Raw genomic sequence first — 17829 nt, 5'->3', positions numbered from 1 at the left:
CCTCAAGGGCTACACTGAAAATCGGCCTCTATTGGAGAAAGGTATATCCAACTCGGCGCATGCACGTTATAGACCTCAACGAACTCAAAGGGAACTCTTTACCCCTTATCGTAAGCACCGTGGAAAATATCAAGGTTTCCATTTCCATAGAGACCCAATTAGGGCACTAAAGAACCCCATTTTCTGTGTTAAACTATGACAATAAACCGCGAACTGACATATTTAGACTATAACGCCAGCGCTCCACTGAGGGAAGAATCTCTTTTAGCTCTTCAGGAAGCCTATAAAGCAGCTGGCAATGCGTCCTCTATTCACAGCAGCGGTCGGCGCGCTCGATCCATCATCGAAGATGCAAGGCACAAAATTGCAGATCTGGTAGATGGCAACCCGGCGAATATCATTTTTACGAGTGGAGCGTCAGAGGCAAACGTCACAGCATTATCGCCCACTTGGCTAAAAAATGGCGAGCCCTATATTCTGACCCAGGTTTTTGTGAGCGCAATCGAACACCCATCCATTATAGCTGGTGGTCGGTTTGCAGCCCAAAATGTTCAAAGCATTCCCGTTGATGAAGACGGGCGCGTGGTAGTGAGTGAACTGCGCAGATTGCTTGAGAAGCTGGGAGAAGATGAAACCGCATTGGTGTCTGTTATGGCTGCCAATAGTGAGACCGGTGTTTTGCAGCCCCTGCAGGAAATCGGCGTTCTCACAGAAGATTTAGGCCATCTCTACCATGTGGATGCAGTCCAGATGGCAGGGAAAGAACCACTTTCAATGGCCATGATTGGCTGCAACTCCATGTCGATCTCCTCCCATAAGATCGGAGGTCCGCAAGGGGTTGGTGCTCTTATCCTCGGGAAAGGCGATTTTCGCCCCATTCCGCTGCTGACAGGTGGCGGACAAGAAACGTGGAGAAGAGCGGGAACAGAGAATACGGCAGGCATTGCAGGATTTGCGGTTGCGGCAGCGCAATCAACTAATCCTGATGAACATGCTAGGATTTCGCGCCTGCGAGACCATATGGAAGAGAGACTGAATGAACTCTCTTCAGATGCGATTATCTTCGGTAAAGATGTCGCGCGTCTTGGCAACACGACGTGTTTCGCAGTTGAAGGGATTTCAGCTGAAACCGCACTGATCAACTTTGACTTGTTTGGTGTCGCCGTTTCATCTGGGTCTGCTTGTTCATCCGGCAAAGTAGGCGCATCACATGTGCTTCTTGCAATGGGAGTATCGGAATCATTGGCGCGTGGCGCAATCCGGGTCAGTCTCGGTTGGGCGACAACCCATGAAGATGTTGAGCGTTTTTTAGGCGCTTGGACGAAAATTTATAAACGAATGAAGCCCACATAGAAGGGGTGAACGCCGTATATAAAAATAAACGAGGACAAACCCTCGTATAAATAAGGATGCACTGTGTTGCGACAGAGCATCTGTTAAGTAAGGGCAAACGGGTCCAATAATCGTACCCAATGCGGCTTTGAACCGCGTATGGAGACAAAGCATGGCGGCAGTCCAGGAAACAATTGATCAGGTCAAAGCAATTGATGTTGATCAGTATAAATATGGCTTCGTAACCGATATCGAAAGTGAGCTTGCTCCCAAAGGGCTCAATGAAGATATTGTTGCATACATTTCGGCTAAAAAAGACGAACCGGAATGGATGCTCAATTGGCGCTTGGAAGCGTTCCGTCGTTGGAAGACGATGGAAGAGCCAACATGGGCGCGAGTTGATTACCCGAAGATCGACTTCGAAGACCTTCATTATTATGCAGCACCTAAAAAACGTGAGGGACCCAAGTCTCTTGACGAGGTGGACCCAGAGATTCTGGAAACCTACAAGAAGCTGGGCATTCCATTGTCCGAGCAGGAAATCTTGGCAGGTGTTGCACCAGAAAACCGCGTCGCAGTTGATGCCGTTTTCGATAGTGTTTCAGTAGCAACAACCTTTAAGGAAGAACTGGCCAAGGCAGGCGTTATTTTCTGCCCGATCTCCGAAGCAATTCGTGAGCATCCAGAGCTGGTTCAAAAGTACCTTGGGTCTGTTGTTCCGGTCTCCGACAACTTCTACGCAACATTGAACTCAGCTGTGTTCTCTGATGGGTCGTTTGTGTACATTCCACCAGGCGTACGTTGCCCAATGGAACTGTCCACCTACTTCCGTATCAACGAGCCGAACACAGGCCAGTTTGAGCGTACGCTGATCATCGCAGATAAAGGCTCTTATGTGTCTTATCTGGAAGGGTGTACTGCCCCTCAGCGCGATGAAAACCAGCTGCACGCTGCTGTGGTTGAGCTTGTTGCTCTGGAAGATGCACAGATCAAGTATTCTACCGTTCAGAACTGGTACCCAGGCGACTCTGAAGGCAAAGGCGGTATCTATAACTTCGTGACCAAGCGTGGCGACTGCCGCGAAAAGAACTCCAAAATCTCTTGGACACAGGTTGAAACCGGTTCTGCCATCACTTGGAAATACCCAAGCTGCATTCTGCGCGGAGATAACTCACAAGGTGAGTTCTACTCCATTGCGATCTCTAATGGTCACCAGCAGATCGACAGCGGCACCAAGATGATCCATCTGGGCAAAAATACTGCCAGCCGGATTATCTCCAAGGGTATCTCCGCAGGTGTCTCTCAAAACACCTACCGCGGGCAGGTTTCCGCGCATCGCAAGGCATCTAACGCACGTAACTTCACCCAGTGTGACTCGCTTCTCATTGGCGATAAGTGCGGTGCCCACACCGTCCCTTACATCGAAAGCAAGAACTCCTCAGCGGTGTTCGAGCACGAGGCAACAACCTCCAAGATCTCCGACGATCAGATGTTCTACTGTCAGGCCCGTGGCCTTGATGAGGAAGAAGCTGTCGCATTGATCGTGAATGGTTTTGTCCGGGACGTAATCCAGCAACTGCCGATGGAATTCGCAGTTGAGGCACAAAAACTGATTTCGATCAGCCTTGAAGGAAGTGTGGGCTAAAACGCGGACCACCGCGTTTGCCTCGTACCTATTGAAGAATTGAAAAGACGAGAACGATAGATGCTTGAGATCAAAAACCTGCACGCCGAAGTTGATGGCAACAAAATCCTTCGCGGCATTGACCTGACCGTTCGCCCAGGCGAAGTCCACGCGATCATGGGACCAAACGGGTCTGGTAAGTCCACCCTGTCATATGTATTGGCAGGCAAAGACGATTACGAGATCACCGAGGGCTCCATCTCCTACAATGGCGTTGACTGGGCTGAACTCGGTGCCGATGAGCGCGCCGCTGCCGGCATGTTCCTTGCGTTCCAGTACCCGATCGAAATCCCGGGTGTTGCAACCATGACCTTCCTGAAGACTGCGTTGAATGCACAGCGCAAAGCACGCGGTGAAGATGAAATCTCCACCCCTGACTTCATGAAGCTCGTACGTGAGAAATCCAAAGAGCTGAAAGTGACGCCAGACATGCTCAAGCGTCCACTCAACGTTGGCTTCTCCGGTGGTGAAAAGAAACGCGCTGAGATCCTGCAGATGTCTCTGCTGGAACCAACTCTGTGCGTTTTGGATGAAACAGATTCAGGTCTGGACATCGATGCACTGCGCGTTGTTTCTGAAGGCGTCAACCAGCTTCGCTCCCCTGAGCGCTCTATGATCGTGATCACGCACTACCAGCGTCTGCTGGACCACATTGTACCGGACGTCGTGCACGTTCTGTCCAAAGGTAAGATCGTGAAAACCGGTGGCAAAGAGCTTGCTCTTGAACTGGAGAAAAACGGTTACGCTGATTACGTCGGCGAAGAAGCTGCTTGAGCTGGAGGGTAACCGATGAATGCTCCGGCAAAGATTCAAGAGACTAAAGCAGAGCAGAGCCTGAACGCTCAGTTCGACGCAATTTTCGCGCAAACAACGCAGGAAAACGCAAATCAACGCAAACAGGCGTGGGATGCTTTCAAAGCGAAAGGTATTCCACATCGCCGCGTTGAAGAGTGGCACTACACAGACCTGCGCACCAAGATGAACGATGCATTTGCATTGGCTTCAAAAACCGCACCTAAAGCTGATGCTTTGAAGGGTGCTGGTGATCTGAAGACCCATCGCATTGCTATCGTCAATGGCCGTTATGCGCCAGAATTGTCTTCAGATCAGGATATTGCAGGCTTGAGCATCGCTCAGACCAACGGCTTCCTGGCAGCACAGCTCGGCACCGATGATGCCATGGCGCACCTCAATCAGGCTCTGGTTCAGGGCGGCATCAGCATCAAGATCGATGCAAATGCAAAGATTGAGCTACCGATTGAAATCGTTCGTTACACCGACGGTTCCCAAGTCAGCTCCTATGCAGGCACCACGGTTGAGATCGGTTCGGGCGCAAAAACGCTCATCATCGAGAGCTTTGAAGGCGATGCCGACGCTGCTTACCAGTCCAACGCCCTCACAGAGGTCAAGGTTGGCGATAAAGCAGATGTGCACTGGCTGAAGCTTCAGGTGGAAAGCGCAAAAGCGCAGCATATCGAAACGCTTAGCATTGAGCTGGGTGCGGAAACTAATTTCCAGCACTTCATCTACAATGAAGGCGCATCGCTCTCTCGTGCCCAGCTCTTCCTTGAGTTCAAGGGCGAGGGCACCCATGCTGGCCTGCGCGGAACATCTCTGCTCAAAGACAACCAACATGCTGATATCACACTGTTTGTGAAGCATGCCGTTCCAGGATGTGAAAGCCGCGAATACTACCGCTCTGTCGTCGACGACAAAGCCCGCGCAGTGTTCCAGGGCAAGATCATTGTGGAACAAGCTGCTCAGAAGACTGATGGTCAGATGATGATCAAAACGCTTCTGCTGAGCGATACCGCTGAAATCAATGCCAAACCTGAGTTGGAAATCTTTGCGGACGACGTTCAGTGCGCCCATGGTTCCACTACCGGCGACATTGATGAAGACCTGCTATTCTACCTCATGGCACGCGGTATTCCAGAAGCTCAGGCACGCAAAATCCTCGTTCTCGCATTCCTTTCTGAAGCTATTGAGGAATTTGAAGAGGAACAGTGTGTAGAATTGCTGGAAGCAATGACACGCAGCTGGCTTCATGCCGATGATATGGTGAGCGAATGACCAAGGTCGACAACACGGCTTTCACAGCTCCATACGATGTTGAGAAGGTTCGGAAAGATTTTCCGATCCTTTCAACTCAGGTCTATGGCAAGCCGTTGGTCTACCTGGATAATGGTGCGTCAGCCCAAAAGCCGACAGCGGTGATTGATGCTATCACCAAAGCCTACACCCAGGAATATGCCAATGTGCACCGTGGCTTACACTATCTGTCGAACACAGCCACCGAAAACTTTGAAGCGGCACGCGAAACCGTGCGCCGCTTCCTGAATGCCCCAAGCGTTGACGAAATTGTTTTCACAAAATCAACGACTGAAGCAATCAACCTTGTGTCCTACGGCTTGGAAGATGACATCCAGGAAGGCGATGAAATCATCATCTCCATCATGGAGCACCATTCCAACATCGTGCCTTGGAACTTCCTTCGGGAACGCAAAGGCGCTGTCATCAAATGGGCACCCATTGCAGAAGATGGTACGTTTCTGCTGGATGAGTTTGAAAAACTCCTGACAGATCGCACCAAAATCGTCGCAATGACCCATATGTCCAACGTCACCGGAACTGTGGTTCCAGTGAAAGAAGTCACGCGCCTTGCACACGAACGTGGTGCAAAAGTGCTGATCGACGGCTCGCAAAGTGCAGTGCACATGCCTGTCGACGTTCAGGATATTGGCTGTGACTTCTATGCGATCACCGGGCATAAGCTCTACGGTCCAAGCGGCATCGGCGTGCTCTACGGCAAGAAAGAGATTCTCAACAAGATGCGTCCATTCCAGGGCGGTGGTGAGATGATCAAGGACGTGACCGAGTGTCTTGTCACCTATGCTGAAGCTCCGCATCGTTTCGAGGCTGGTACCCCGCCAATCGTTCAGGCTATTGGATTAGGGGCCGCCCTTGACTATATGGAGAGTCTGGGGCGCGAAAACATCGCATTGCATGAAGCGTCCCTACGTGATTATGCAGAGCAGCGCTTAAAGGAAGTCAATTCCCTGAAGATCTTTGGCAACGCCAAGGATAAGGGATCGATCTTCTCCTTTGAGATTGAAGGGGTTCACGCCCACGATATCTCGATGGTGATTGACAGAGCGGGCGTTGCAGTTCGGGCCGGTACGCATTGCGCGCAACCTTTGCTGGCGCGTTACGGCGTGACCAGTACATGCCGTGCAAGTTTTGGCCTGTACAACACCCATGATGAAGTCGATCGCTTGGTAGAAGCCTTGCGTAAAGCGCAGATGATGTTTGGTTAGGACCTATGACAGACAACACACAAACAAGCGAGTTCTCTGACGGACCTTTGACAACTCCGGAAATCAACCAGAGCTCCGCAATTCCTGCGGAAGAACTGGAGCGTTTGACCGGCGATATCATTGCTGCGATGAAAACCGTATTCGATCCGGAAATTCCGGTCGATATCTACGAGCTTGGCTTGATCTACAAGGTTGATATCGAGGACGACCGTGCGGTCAAAATCGACATGACTTTGACCGCTCCAGGTTGCCCGGTTGCTGGCGAAATGCCAATTTGGGTAGAAAACGCAGTAAGCTCTGTACCAGGCGTTGGCACCGTGCAAGTGGATATGACCTTTGATCCTCCATGGGATCCAAGCCGCATGTCTGACGAAGCTCGCGTTGCATTGAACTTCTTCTAAGGTTCGAATAGCGCTTACAATGTATGGCACCTCGACAGTGTTGAGGTGCCCATGGAGGGTGCAAAATGGCCTCAGGATTTCAGGTACTATCGCTGACGGACGAAGCAGCTGATTACATTCGTACTTTGCTTGAAGCAAGTGATGCCGATCCACTCGGTTTGCGTGTCGCCATAAAAACAGGTGGCTGTGCGGGCATGGAGTACGAACTGGATCTGGTGACAGAAGCAAAATCGGGCGATGATGTTGTTGAAGATAAAGGCGTAAAAGTTTTTGTTGATCCAGCAGCTACGCTTTATCTGCTTGGAACGGAAATGGGTTTTGAAACGACAAAATTCCGCTCTGGTTTTACGTTCAAAAATCCAAATGAAGTCTCTGCGTGCGGCTGCGGTGAATCCGTAGAGCTGCTGCCAGCTGATCTTTCAAAGTTTGCTCAGAAAAACTAGTAGCGCTCAAGTCTGAGCAGCTACGGCAATAGGTGGGATGCCGTGTCTCTTTTTAATTCATTGAAAAACGATAATCTTGAGACGTGGCATTCCTACACTAAACATGAATTTGTCCAGGGCCTTGGCGATGGAACTCTGCCAATTGCAGCGTTTAAGAAGTACCTCGTCCAAGACTATCTCTTCCTGATTGAGTTCGCCCGCGCCTATGCGCTTGGCATGTACAAGTCCACTGACCTTGCTCAGATGCGAAAATGTCTTTCCTCCGCAAATGGCATCCTTGAAGTAGAGATCGGCCTTCACATCCGCCTTTGCGAAAGTTGGGGGCTGTCTGAAAACGAGATTGTCGCAACTCCGGAAGAACCAGCAAATCTTGCATACACCCGCTATGTTCTCGACACCGCAATGAAGGGCGATATGCTCGACTTGAAAGTCGCACTCGCACCTTGCGCTATTGGTTACGGTGAAATCGGTGCCGAGCTGGCAACGCAAGATGGGGCAATAGATCCAAGCAATCCATATGCAGAATGGATCAAAGAATACTCCAGTGATGAGTATCAGGAACTCGCCGCTGATGCGGTGAAGGAAATCAATGATCTCGGCGCGCTCTATGCGACTGAGGCACGCTACGCCAAATTGTCTAGAATATTTAGAGAGGCCACTAGACTTGAGGCCAATTTCTGGCAGATGGGCCTCGAGCTATAATCATTCAAAAGAATACATCACATTTCTGTGAGTGGATGAAACAAGCAATAATCTTGTCGATCTTCGACTGAATATTGCAAGCTTTCAATATATTTATATCTTTTGGTGATTGCTTATGTCTTTATCCTCATTCTTTCTATCTGATAAACGCCCGGTATTCCTGGAGAATATCCGTTGCCGCCCCATGTTTGGCGGAAACGGATATTACATAAATGGCAAAATGTTTGCCCTCGTTCGTGAAAAGTCACTCTATCTCAAAGCGGGATCCAATAACGTGGCCGACTTTTTGCTGACTGGGCAGCTGCCTTACATTCATCAGTGTTTTGGAGAGTATTTCCCGACGAACTTCTATTCGGTTCCGCTGAATATTGTCGAGGATGAAGTCCAGCTGACACGATGGATTGCAAAGGCAATACGCCAACTTGCTCAGGCGAAAGAGAGCGCCAAAGCCTCTTCGGCCTTGGATAGCCGACAAAAAAAGACGGCAATCATACGATCTGCCGTCTCGAATACGTTTCTATTTTAAAAATTAGCGCTGCTTAAGCAACCTGTGTCACGCTGGGGATCTTCTTCTCTTCCTCGGCTTTCACGAGGTTGCGGCCAGCTTTCTTGGCAGCATAAAGCGCAAGGTCCGCACGAGACACCATGCTCTCTGCACTATCGCCAGGCCGGAAAGTTGAAATGCCAATAGAGATCGTAATGCGACCAAGGTTCTCACCGGTAGAACGCTTCACGAGCTCTTTCGCCACAACATTCTTACGGATCTTCTCCGCAATCACCTTTGCATCTTCAATGGTGGTTCTTGGTAGAATGATGCCAAATTCTTCTCCACCATAACGACACGCAATATCGTTGTTCTTGACATTCTGCTTCACCGCCAGCGCCACAAGTCGAAGAACCTGGTCGCCGGTCTGGTGTCCGTAGTTGTCATTGAACTGCTTGAAGTGGTCGATATCTGAAATCAACAAGGAGAGGGGAGCATGGCTCTCTTCTGTCTCCTTAACCGCACGCACAAGACTCTGATCGAAATGCTTGCGGTTATTCAGTGTGGTCAGTTCATCGGTGAGCGATTCATAACGGATCGCCTCCAATCCTTCCTGCAAGACGCCGATCTGACGGCGAGAATCAACCAGCTGTTCGCGAAGCTCTTGATTGCTCTCAGCAGTTTCAGTGGTCAGTTTTGCAAGATGAATGACAAGCTGGGAAAGCTGAGAACGATCACTGACGTTCTCAAGAGCGCTCAACGTACGGGCCAGCTCTTCACCGTATTCGGTGGTTTTGAGTGTTCCCTTATCAAGCGCAGAAATTAATTCCCGAACTTCCTCGGAGATCTTGTCGCCAACTTCGTCGATGCGCTCACCCAAACGGTTCGGCGACAAAAAGCGGTTATAGATCTTCTGAGTCTCTTCAGGAGAAATTTTGCCATCACGGGCAAGAATCTTATTGATGGTCCGGTTCAGGGCCCGGTTAAACCCGGAAGCGTACGAATACCACAGCTCATAGTTGCGTGGAAACGCTGGAAGCTTATTCGTCTTGATGTAATCGAGCGCACTGTCTGCATAAACAATCGTACGCTTGAACTCGTCTTCTTGACTCATGATTGCATCACCGCGTCACGGAAAGGGCTACCCCATAATTAATAAGCTAATTTAACATTAGCTTATTTAATGGGATATACCTAACCAGTGGTTAACCTCAGGAAAATGGGCTATCGGCTTTGAACTTTGGAACGAGTTTCCCGCAGCAGGAAGGCCGGAACGTGGCTTGCATTACGGAAAATCGCATCATCTTTAGGTTGATTAGCGCGGCGACCGCCTCTTGGACGAGGTGGAGCAGCACGACGCTCAGCGTGCATTGGAACCACAGGTTGCTCTTCAAGGCCAGCTGGTACAGATTCGGTTTCCTGAACTGCTGCTTCCTGAACTTCAGCCTTAGGCTTGCGTGAGCGGCTTTTTTCTTTTGGAGTGCGGGTAGAACGGCGGCGAGACTTTTTGTCATCGGCAGGCTTGGAGAAATCAACCGGCTCTCCGACCCACTCGAGCTCTTTACCAATCACGTCGTTAATCGCTTGCAATGCTTTCTGGTCCTTGCCCGTCACAATGGAAATTGCAGTACCTTCACGGCCCGCACGCCCGGTACGTCCAATACGGTGGACGTAATCTTCTGCATGAATAGGAAGATCAAAGTTAAAGACGTGGCTCACGGTTGGAATGTCAAGACCACGTGCAGCAACATCACTGGCCACCAGAACCTTGATGTGACCCTTTTTGAAGTTGTCCAGCATGGTCATGCGAGAGCGCTGGTCCATGTCACCGTGAAGTGCACCAACAGAAAACTCATGACGCACAAGCGAACGGAAGAGGGTAGCTACATCTCGTTTGCGGTTACAGAACACGATCGCATTTTGCAGATCTTCAGCACCTTCGATCAGCTCGCGCAATTTCGCGCGCTTCTCGTAGTCTTCCGCATCAGCCGCCGCAATGCGCTGCGTCACAGTATCCGCTGTTGTAGAAGCTTTCGCCACTTCCACCTTTGCTGGGTTCTGCAAGAACGTGTCAGTCAAACGCTGAATCTCAGTCGGCATAGTTGCTGAGAAGAACAGGGTCTGACGCGTGAACGGGATAAGTTTGCAGATGCGCTCGATGTCTGGAATGAAGCCCATGTCTAGCATGCGGTCGGCTTCATCGATCACGAGGATATCAACGCCCTGCAGCAGCAGCTTACCGCGCTCGAAATGATCAAGCAGGCGGCCAGGTGTTGCGATCAGAACATCAGCGCCACGCTCAAGCTTGCGGTCCTGCTCAGCAAAGGAAACACCGCCAATCAGCAGTGCGACGTTCAGCTTGTGATTGACGCCATATCGATTGAAGTTGTCTTCTACCTGCGCAGCAAGCTCACGGGTCGGCTCAAGAATAAGAGTTCTTGGCATCCGGGCGCGCGCACGGCCTTTTTCCAGAAGAGTAATCATCGGCAGCGTAAAGCTTGCCGTTTTCCCGGTTCCAGTTTGAGCAATCCCGAGGACATCTCTACGTTCGAGAACGTAAGGGATGGCGCCTGCCTGAATGGCAGTCGGTTCTGTATAGCCAGAGGCTTCTACAGCGGCGAGAACTTTCTCACTAAGTCCGAGAGTGGAAAACGACATATTTCATGTTCTTTACGATAATTGAGGAGAGAAGCTGGAAGCCGTATGAGTTACAGGTTTCTCCAACCAGTTTGGCGGAACACTACATTTCTAAGCAGCGTTGTCAATAAATTCTGCGGTATAACCGATATATTCCTTCAAGTTATGCCAAGGTTGCCGAGTTATAACCTACGCAAAACTCAGCAACTATTCAGAATTAAGGGTCTTTTAAATATCCAGATCAGTCGCGAACTCTGCTCGCTCCTGAATAAAGTTGAAGCGTGCCTCAGGTTTATTGCCCATCAGCTGCTCAACCGCATTGCGGGTTTCACTCACTTCATCCTCGCCAACAACCACTTTAAGCAGCGTCCGACGCTTCGGATCCATGGTGGTTTCCTTCAGCTGAGCAGGCAGCATCTCACCAAGGCCCTTAAAGCGGCCAATTTCGATCTTGCCATTCTTCTTGAAGCTGGTTTTCAAAAGCTGCTCACGATGTTCGTCATCCCGGGCATAAAGCGTCTTACCACCCTGACTGATCCGGTACAGCGGAGGAACAGCAAGGTAGAGGTGACCGTTATTGACCAAATCCGGCATCTCTTTATAAAAGAATGTGATGAGAAGGGCTGCGATATGCGCCCCATCAACGTCCGCATCAGTCATGATGACAATGCGCTCATAGCGCAGATCTTTGTCATCGTAGTTGGATCGCGTCCCACACCCAAGGGCTTGAATGAGATCAGACAGCAGCTGGTTTGCGACCAGCTTGTCCCGGCCAGCGTTCGCAACGTTCAGGATCTTACCACGCAATGGCAGAACAGCCTGTGTCGCACGATTACGAGCTTGTTTTGCTGAGCCACCCGCGGAATCACCCTCCACGATAAACAGTTCAGTGCCATCAGATTTGCTTGTTGAGCAATCTGCGAGCTTGCCGGGCAAACGAAGGCGACGAACTGCAGTTTTACGCGCGACGTCCTTCTCCTGGCGACGCTTCAAACGTTCTTCAGCACGATCAACCACCCACTCAAGCAGTTTGTTTGCCTGATTAGGAGAAGCGGTCAGCCAGTGGTCAAACGCATCGCGGACGGCGTTTTCAGCAATACGGGTTGCCTCATTCGTGGCCAGCTTGTCTTTTGTCTGACCAACAAACTCAGGCTCGCGCACGAACACAGAAAGCATACCAGCTGCTGACGTTAAAACGTCGTCACCCGTAATAATGGAAGCCTTCTTGTTGCCAATCAGCTCGCCATAGGCCTTCAGGCCGCGGAGCAGGGCGTAGCGCAGGCCCGTTTCATGCGTGCCACCTTCAGGTGTCGGAACAGTGTTACAGTAAGAGTTGACGAACCCGTCGCCAGCAAACCAGGCAACAGCCCATTCAACTGAGCCATGCTTACCTGTCGCTTGTGTGCGGCCTGCAAAAACTTCGTCAGTAACACGGCGCTCTTTACCAAGAGCCTCTTCCAGGTAATCCTTCAGGCCGCCAGGGAAATGGAAAGTCGCAGTCTCAGGTACTCCATTGGCTTCATCGGCAAGAGCCTTGGCACAGCGCCAACGAATCTCCACACCGCCAAACAGGTAGGCCTTGGAACGCGCCATCTTCATCAAACGGGCGGGTTTGAACTTGAGTGTCTTGCCGAATATTTCCGCATCCGGCTTAAACCGCACCATGGTGCCACGGCGGTTGTGAACATCCCCAACCAGCTCAAGGCCGCCATCAGCAAGGCCACGACGGAACGTCTGGCGATACAGCTTGCGGTTACGCGCAACCTCAACGACCAGTTCTTCGGAGAGCGCGTTTACAACGGAAATACCCACACCATGCAGACCACCAGAGGTCTCATAGACTTTGCTGTCAAACTTACCGCCGGCATGCAGGGTCGTCATAATGACTTCCAGCGCGGACTTGTCTTTATATTTAGGATGCGGATCAATCGGGATACCGCGGCCATTATCAGTAATGGTCAGGTAGCCATCATCGCCCAGGGAGACATCAATCCAGCTGGCGTGGCCTGCAACGGCCTCATCCATGGAGTTGTCAATCACTTCAGCGAACAGGTGGTGCAGCGCCTTTTCATCCGTGCCGCCAATATACATTCCCGGACGGCGACGCACAGGCTCCAGACCTTCAAGCACTTCAATGTCAGCTGCGGTATAATCACCCTCAGCGCCGACGGGAGCGGCCTTGCCTGCGGATGATGGCTTTGCAGGTGAGGTCGGTGCGCTTGCGGCTGGTGCTTGTTTCTTCTCAGTGCTGCCAGAAGAGGATGTCAGCTCATCCATGCTTTTGGTAACATCTGCAAACAGATCATCAGGCGTGCTCATCGTACCTCTTTGGTCTTGCGCTTAAATAGTCTCGAATCAAACGGCAGTCTTGCAGGACTGAGAGAAAAGGGCAAAGATCTGCCGGAGTTCTACTCTTGTTCCTTGTGGGTAAGCGCAAGACATACGCCTTTTCGCTTACCTGAATGTGCCGAACCCCACCAAAAGCGGGCATCTGATGCCATATGCGCCATTCCCGGCGAAAATACAAATGGCATTTGTGATTGCCCCAAGGCCTGTGATCAAAACTTTACACCGGACATACACACGGCAGTTACGTCATCTGCTGCAGATTGTTGCGAGCATGCAACAGCATTTTGCGCTGACCCGAATGGTGGAAACTGACACTGGTTCATGAATAGCAAATTGGATAGTTTGCCTTGTCCATGTTTGAGAGATGGTCGAACTGTGTAGGATTTTTGTCAATCAGATAGAAAGCTAGGCATTTGTAAGATCATTTGTGACAATTTGAAGGTATGTCACCTTTGGAAACAAAATTGACATTTTTTCCTTTCATAGCCTGATCACGCAACGACGGTATGAAAAGATAAGAAGTCAGAACCACTGACAAGTAGGCAGTGGTCAAGTGAGGCACTTTGATAAAAGCTCTGTTTAAAGATGAAATGGGAACGCACCACAATGCGTTGACGCGTCTTGTAACAAGCTTGAGCTGCGCCTCGGTTCTTACTCTTCTCGCACTCAACAGTGCACATGCTTTGGATACCAACAAAAGTGCAAGTGCAATGGCTGCCGTCAATCAGATGGCAAATGTCACACCTCAGCAAGCATTAAGGGAAGGGGCCCGCGCTTACTACTCCGGTGAAAAAGACAAGGCACTCTCTCCACTTCGCTACGCTGCTGAAAACGGACAGGCTATGGCAGCCTGGAAGCTCGGCAGGATGTACGCGCAAGGAGACGGTGTGCCGGAAGATGATCTTCAGGCGTTCCAGTATTTTTCCCAGGTCGTGCGCGAATATTCCTCCGATGGCCCCAAAGCACGCTCAGCCCCATTTGTCGCAAGCGCTCTTGTTGAACTGGGCCGCTACTTCCTGACAGGTATTGGCGACAGCCCGGTTAAACAGAACACGCACAAAGCACGTGAGGTGTTCACCTACGCTGCCTCCTACTTTGGCGATGCGGATGCGCAGTACAATCTCGGCATCATGTATCTCAACGATAAGCTGCCAGATTATGACCGCCGATTGGCTGCACGTTGGTTGAAGCTCGCAGCCGTAAAAGGCCATGTCGGAGCGCAGGCCAAATTTGGTGAACTGCTGTACTTTACAGAAGAACTGACAACCGCACGCATGACAGGCCTCAAATGGATGACCCTGGCACGCCGGCAAGTGGTTGGCGGTGATAATGATGCATGGATCGTCTCTCTCCACGAGAAGGCATTTTCTCTCGCCTCAGAAAAAGAGCGTCGCAATTCTGCTGAATGGGCAGATGCATGGCTGGTTAAGCGCGGCCACGTGATTGCTTCAAGCAACTAATCCACTCTCTTCTGATTTTCTTTTAAAATATGACTTGACCACTCAGGTTATTTCTGCGATTTAAAACATGAGTTCAATATTCAAGTTTTGTTATTGACCTCTGTTTGGCGATTGTAGACCCCGATTGCGGGTCTCTGGAATGTACTTGGGGTGAGCCTTTTGCGCTCACCCTCTTTTTTTGCCTGCATGTCGCAGAAAAGCTAAAATTTTCACAGTCTTCACGCACATTGTTTAAGCCTCTGAAATTTCAGTCTTTTCAACAGCAGGATGCAGTTTTTGAAATTTTCTCGCATGATTTGGGAAAAACTATAAAACACGCTTGCCAAGCTTTAAAACTCTGCCTATATACCTGCCTCAACAAGACGCCGCGGGGCGTCACGTTGATGAGATCGGAGCATAGCGCAGCCTGGTAGCGCATCTGGTTTGGGACCAGAGGGTCGCAGGTTCGAATCCTGCTGCTCCGACCATTCATCAACACGAAGATAGATCGGAGCATAGCGCAGCCTGGTAGCGCATCTGGTTTGGGACCAGAGGGTCGCAGGTTCGAATCCTGCTGCTCCGACCATCTATCGACCCGAAGATTAGTTCGGAGCATAGCGCAGCCTGGTAGCGCATCTGGTTTGGGACCAGAGGGTCGCAGGTTCGAATCCTGCTGCTCCGACCATCTTCCCTTCTTCTTCCCCTAAATTTCATAATTTAAGTAGTCAGCATCGCAGCCTTTTATGCTTTTGTGCCCTCAAATCTGCACAAAGTAGCGCTCCATTTGCATCTACTGTCGCACGTCTCATTCAGCAGCACCGCTCTTTGATTAAAACGAGCAAGGAAGGTTGCTGACAGCGCTCCTCATTCAATCTCGACATAGGCCACCCTAAGTGCAAGCTAGCGCTCTACGACCCCTTTAAAATGCTCTACTGAGACGCTGCAATCCTCACCATAAAACTACAGCCAATGCGCACATAGAAAAAGCCCGAAGGCGAGGGCCTCCGGGCTTCTTAAATCGTACAACTGTGAAACCTGCTTAGAACACGAAGAGATCCAGCACGTAGAACAGAGCGGCTGACAGGATTGCGGCCAAGGGAACCGTAATTACCCAAGCCGCAATGATGGTCATGAAGTGCGAGCGACGCACCAGCATGCGGCGCTTTTCGTCTTCTTTCACAGTGTTTTGCTTATAGCTTTCCATGCCGGTGCTTTCTTTCACGAAAGCAATACGACGCTTGGACTTCATTGTGTACCACTCACGGAAGAAGCCAACGCCGAAGATTGCGCCAACGGCAATGTGAGTAGAGCTCACCGGTAGTCCCAGCCAGCTCGCGAAGATCACTGTGATCGCAGCAGAAAGGGAGACGCAGTAAGCGCGCATCGGGTTCAGCTTAGTAATCTTCTCTCCGACCATACGGATCAGCTTAGGACCAAACAGCATCAGACCGAAAGAAATACCAAACGCACCGATCAGCATAACCCAGAGAGGAATTGTCACAGCTTTCGCAATGCCACCTTCCTGAACGGTGTGCACGATCGCAGCAAGAGGACCAATCGCATTCGCAACATCGTTCGCACCGTGGGCGAAGGAAAGAAGCGCTGCGGAGAAAATCAAAGGCCAGCGGAACAGGATACGCAGGGACTGGTTCCGGTTTTCCATACCTTCAGACTGCTTGCGGATTAACGGACGACAAATAGCCAGTGCAGCAACAAAGGCAATTGCGCCAAGCAGCAGAGCGACCTCAATGTCGATCTTTACGATCTTCTTCAGGCCCTTCATTGCCAGATAAGTAGCAAACGCAGCGGCCATAATCGCGATCAACAGCGGCACCCAGCGACGGGCAGCAGCAATCTTGTCTTGTTGGTAGATAATAAAGGATTTGATGAAGGCCAGGAACAGGGCCGCAATAATACCGCCAAGAACCGGGGAGATGACCCAGCTTGCTGCAATGCCCGACATGGTCCCCCAGCTGACAGAGCCAAAGCCAGCAGCAGCAATACCGCCGCCCATCACGCCACCAACGATAGAGTGGGTGGTGGAGACGGGAGCGCCGATCCATGTTGCAAGGTTCAGCCAGACAGCCGCAGAGATCAGCGCCGCGAGCATCAGCTTCACAAAGTCTGTGTAATCTGTCACTTGCGTTGCGTCGATAATGCCCTTGGAGACCGTCTTCACGACGTCACCACCGGCAATCAAAGCGCCAGCGCTCTCAAAAATGGCAGCAAGCAGCAAGGCGCCGCCAATGGTAAGAGCTTTAGAGCCAACAGATGGGCCCACATTGTTGGCTACATCATTTGCACCGATATTGATCGCCAGATAGGCACCAATACCTGCAGCAGCAACAATAATAATAGCGTTTGGATGGTCAGAGACATAAAAACCAGCCATCGCCATAGCGAACATTAGAAAAACAAATGCGACCGCAGGAGCAACCAATGGACGTGCCATTGCGTTGCCGGCCAGCTCTAGCCTGGAAAACTTATCTAAGTCTTTGTCTAGAGTAGGCTTTTTTCTAAGGTTAGACATGCTGTATACTTTTTTCGCCGCGTCTTCTTCGCGTAGTTTCTCATGCACCTGGCAGCAGGCATAACACCTGACTACAATTTTGCACCCACCCTTCATCACAGGACAAAGGCAGGCGAGCGCACATCATTGAATGTGGCAGTGTTGCCCTCAAATGAGCGGGCACCAGAAAAGCACTCGAGGAACTTTGTGTATTAAAGCTACCTTCAAGCGCTTTTATTTCCAGTGAACGCTCAGTTCGCGCGCAAACTAGTTTTGTCTCCGGTATATTTCAAGTTAAAATTACCTATAAACTTTGGAGAAGTAACTAGTCACAGAAATATCACGAAAGCTTCGCAATTTCTTAATTAAAAATCGCCCAACGTCAAGTCCGGTAATACTGGAAATAAAAACCGCAATTATTGCACCGGTTAGCGCAATTATTGCACTTAAGGCCGCAATGAGTGCATCTATAGCTATTTACTAAGAGAAATCGGTATAGCTTGACCAAGTGCATTGACACCAATGGCATAAT

The 17829-nt window shown here is 50.5% G+C and carries 14 protein-coding genes and 3 tRNA genes; 13 read left to right on the top strand and 4 right to left on the bottom strand.

The features are described from left to right. Positions 1-195 precede the first annotated feature (195 nt). From PsW74_RS06950 to PsW74_RS06910, 9 genes are all read left to right on the top strand, one after another. Positions 196-1353 (top strand): cysteine desulfurase family protein, encoded by a 1158-nt coding sequence (locus tag PsW74_RS06950; protein WP_063288637.1) that lies wholly within the window; start codon positions 196-198, stop codon positions 1351-1353. Between the two features lie 151 nt (positions 1354-1504). Further along, positions 1505-2977, top strand: coding sequence for a Fe-S cluster assembly protein SufB (gene sufB, locus PsW74_RS06945; RefSeq protein WP_057465165.1), 1473 nt, complete (start codon positions 1505-1507; stop codon positions 2975-2977). Between the two features lie 60 nt (positions 2978-3037). After that, positions 3038-3790: a Fe-S cluster assembly ATPase SufC gene (gene sufC / locus PsW74_RS06940; RefSeq protein ID WP_057465164.1), complete on the top strand. Its 753-nt coding sequence runs from the start codon at positions 3038-3040 to the stop codon at positions 3788-3790. A 15-nt stretch (positions 3791-3805) separates the two neighbouring features. Beyond that, complete coding sequence (gene sufD / locus PsW74_RS06935) at positions 3806-5089, top strand: Fe-S cluster assembly protein SufD (protein WP_063288638.1); 1284 nt, start codon at positions 3806-3808, stop codon at positions 5087-5089. After that, on the top strand, positions 5086-6333 hold the full coding sequence (locus PsW74_RS06930) for a cysteine desulfurase (RefSeq protein WP_063288639.1): 1248 nt from the start codon (positions 5086-5088) through the stop codon (positions 6331-6333). The genes sufD and PsW74_RS06930 overlap by 4 nt, the downstream gene beginning before the upstream one ends. A 5-nt stretch (positions 6334-6338) precedes the next feature. Next, entirely contained in the window at positions 6339-6734 is a 396-nt protein-coding gene (locus PsW74_RS06925) for an SUF system Fe-S cluster assembly protein (protein WP_063288640.1), read from the top strand. A gap of 65 nt (positions 6735-6799) precedes the next feature. Then, positions 6800-7177: an iron-sulfur cluster assembly accessory protein gene (locus PsW74_RS06920; protein WP_057465160.1), complete on the top strand. Its 378-nt coding sequence runs from the start codon at positions 6800-6802 to the stop codon at positions 7175-7177. Positions 7178-7219: 42 nt separating this feature from the next. Further along, positions 7220-7879 (top strand): thiaminase II, encoded by a 660-nt coding sequence (gene tenA / locus PsW74_RS06915; RefSeq protein ID WP_063288641.1) that lies wholly within the window; start codon positions 7220-7222, stop codon positions 7877-7879. Positions 7880-7994: 115 nt separating this feature from the next. Further along, positions 7995-8405, top strand: a complete 411-nt coding sequence (locus PsW74_RS06910; protein ID WP_082830500.1) for a TfoX/Sxy family protein — start codon at positions 7995-7997, stop codon at positions 8403-8405. 13 nt (positions 8406-8418) lie between these two features. On the opposite strand, the gene PsW74_RS06905 is transcribed toward PsW74_RS06910, so the two are convergent. The 3 genes from PsW74_RS06905 to parE all read right to left on the bottom strand — a co-directional run bounded on the left by PsW74_RS06905 (position 8419) and on the right by parE (position 13319). Next, entirely contained in the window at positions 8419-9477 is a 1059-nt protein-coding gene (locus PsW74_RS06905; protein WP_063288643.1) for a GGDEF domain-containing protein, read from the bottom strand. A 110-nt stretch (positions 9478-9587) separates the two neighbouring features. Further along, positions 9588-11021, bottom strand: a complete 1434-nt coding sequence (locus PsW74_RS06900; protein ID WP_057465156.1) for a DEAD/DEAH box helicase — start codon at positions 11019-11021, stop codon at positions 9588-9590. Positions 11022-11228: 207 nt separating this feature from the next. Further along, the gene (gene parE, locus PsW74_RS06895) at positions 11229-13319 is read right to left on the bottom strand and encodes a DNA topoisomerase IV subunit B (protein WP_063288644.1); all 2091 of its coding nucleotides are present in this window, start codon (positions 13317-13319) and stop codon (positions 11229-11231) included. A 593-nt stretch (positions 13320-13912) separates the two neighbouring features. On the opposite strand from parE, the gene PsW74_RS06890 reads away from it, so the two are divergent. The 4 genes from PsW74_RS06890 (at position 13913) to PsW74_RS06875 (ending at position 15473) form a co-directional block, all read left to right on the top strand. Continuing rightward, positions 13913-14809: a tetratricopeptide repeat protein gene (locus tag PsW74_RS06890; protein ID WP_208986665.1), complete on the top strand. Its 897-nt coding sequence runs from the start codon at positions 13913-13915 to the stop codon at positions 14807-14809. Positions 14810-15199: 390 nt separating this feature from the next. Continuing rightward, positions 15200-15276: transfer RNA gene (locus PsW74_RS06885), tRNA-Pro, on the top strand. Positions 15277-15297: 21 nt separating this feature from the next. Next, positions 15298-15374, top strand: a tRNA-Pro gene (locus PsW74_RS06880). 22 nt (positions 15375-15396) lie between these two features. Continuing rightward, positions 15397-15473, top strand: a tRNA-Pro gene (locus PsW74_RS06875). Positions 15474-15827: 354 nt separating this feature from the next. Here the strand turns inward: PsW74_RS06875 and PsW74_RS06870 are convergent. Next, positions 15828-17318, bottom strand: a complete 1491-nt coding sequence (locus PsW74_RS06870; protein WP_193775952.1) for an inorganic phosphate transporter — start codon at positions 17316-17318, stop codon at positions 15828-15830. Between the last annotated feature and the right edge of the window lie 511 nt (positions 17319-17829).

Origin of the sequence: Pseudovibrio sp. W74, from assembly GCF_001623085.1 — a bacterium.
Classification (GTDB): Bacteria; Pseudomonadota; Alphaproteobacteria; order Rhizobiales; family Stappiaceae; genus Pseudovibrio.
The sequence above is the reverse complement of the archived record's forward strand: the minus strand, read 5'-3'. Positions and strand labels throughout refer to the sequence as shown.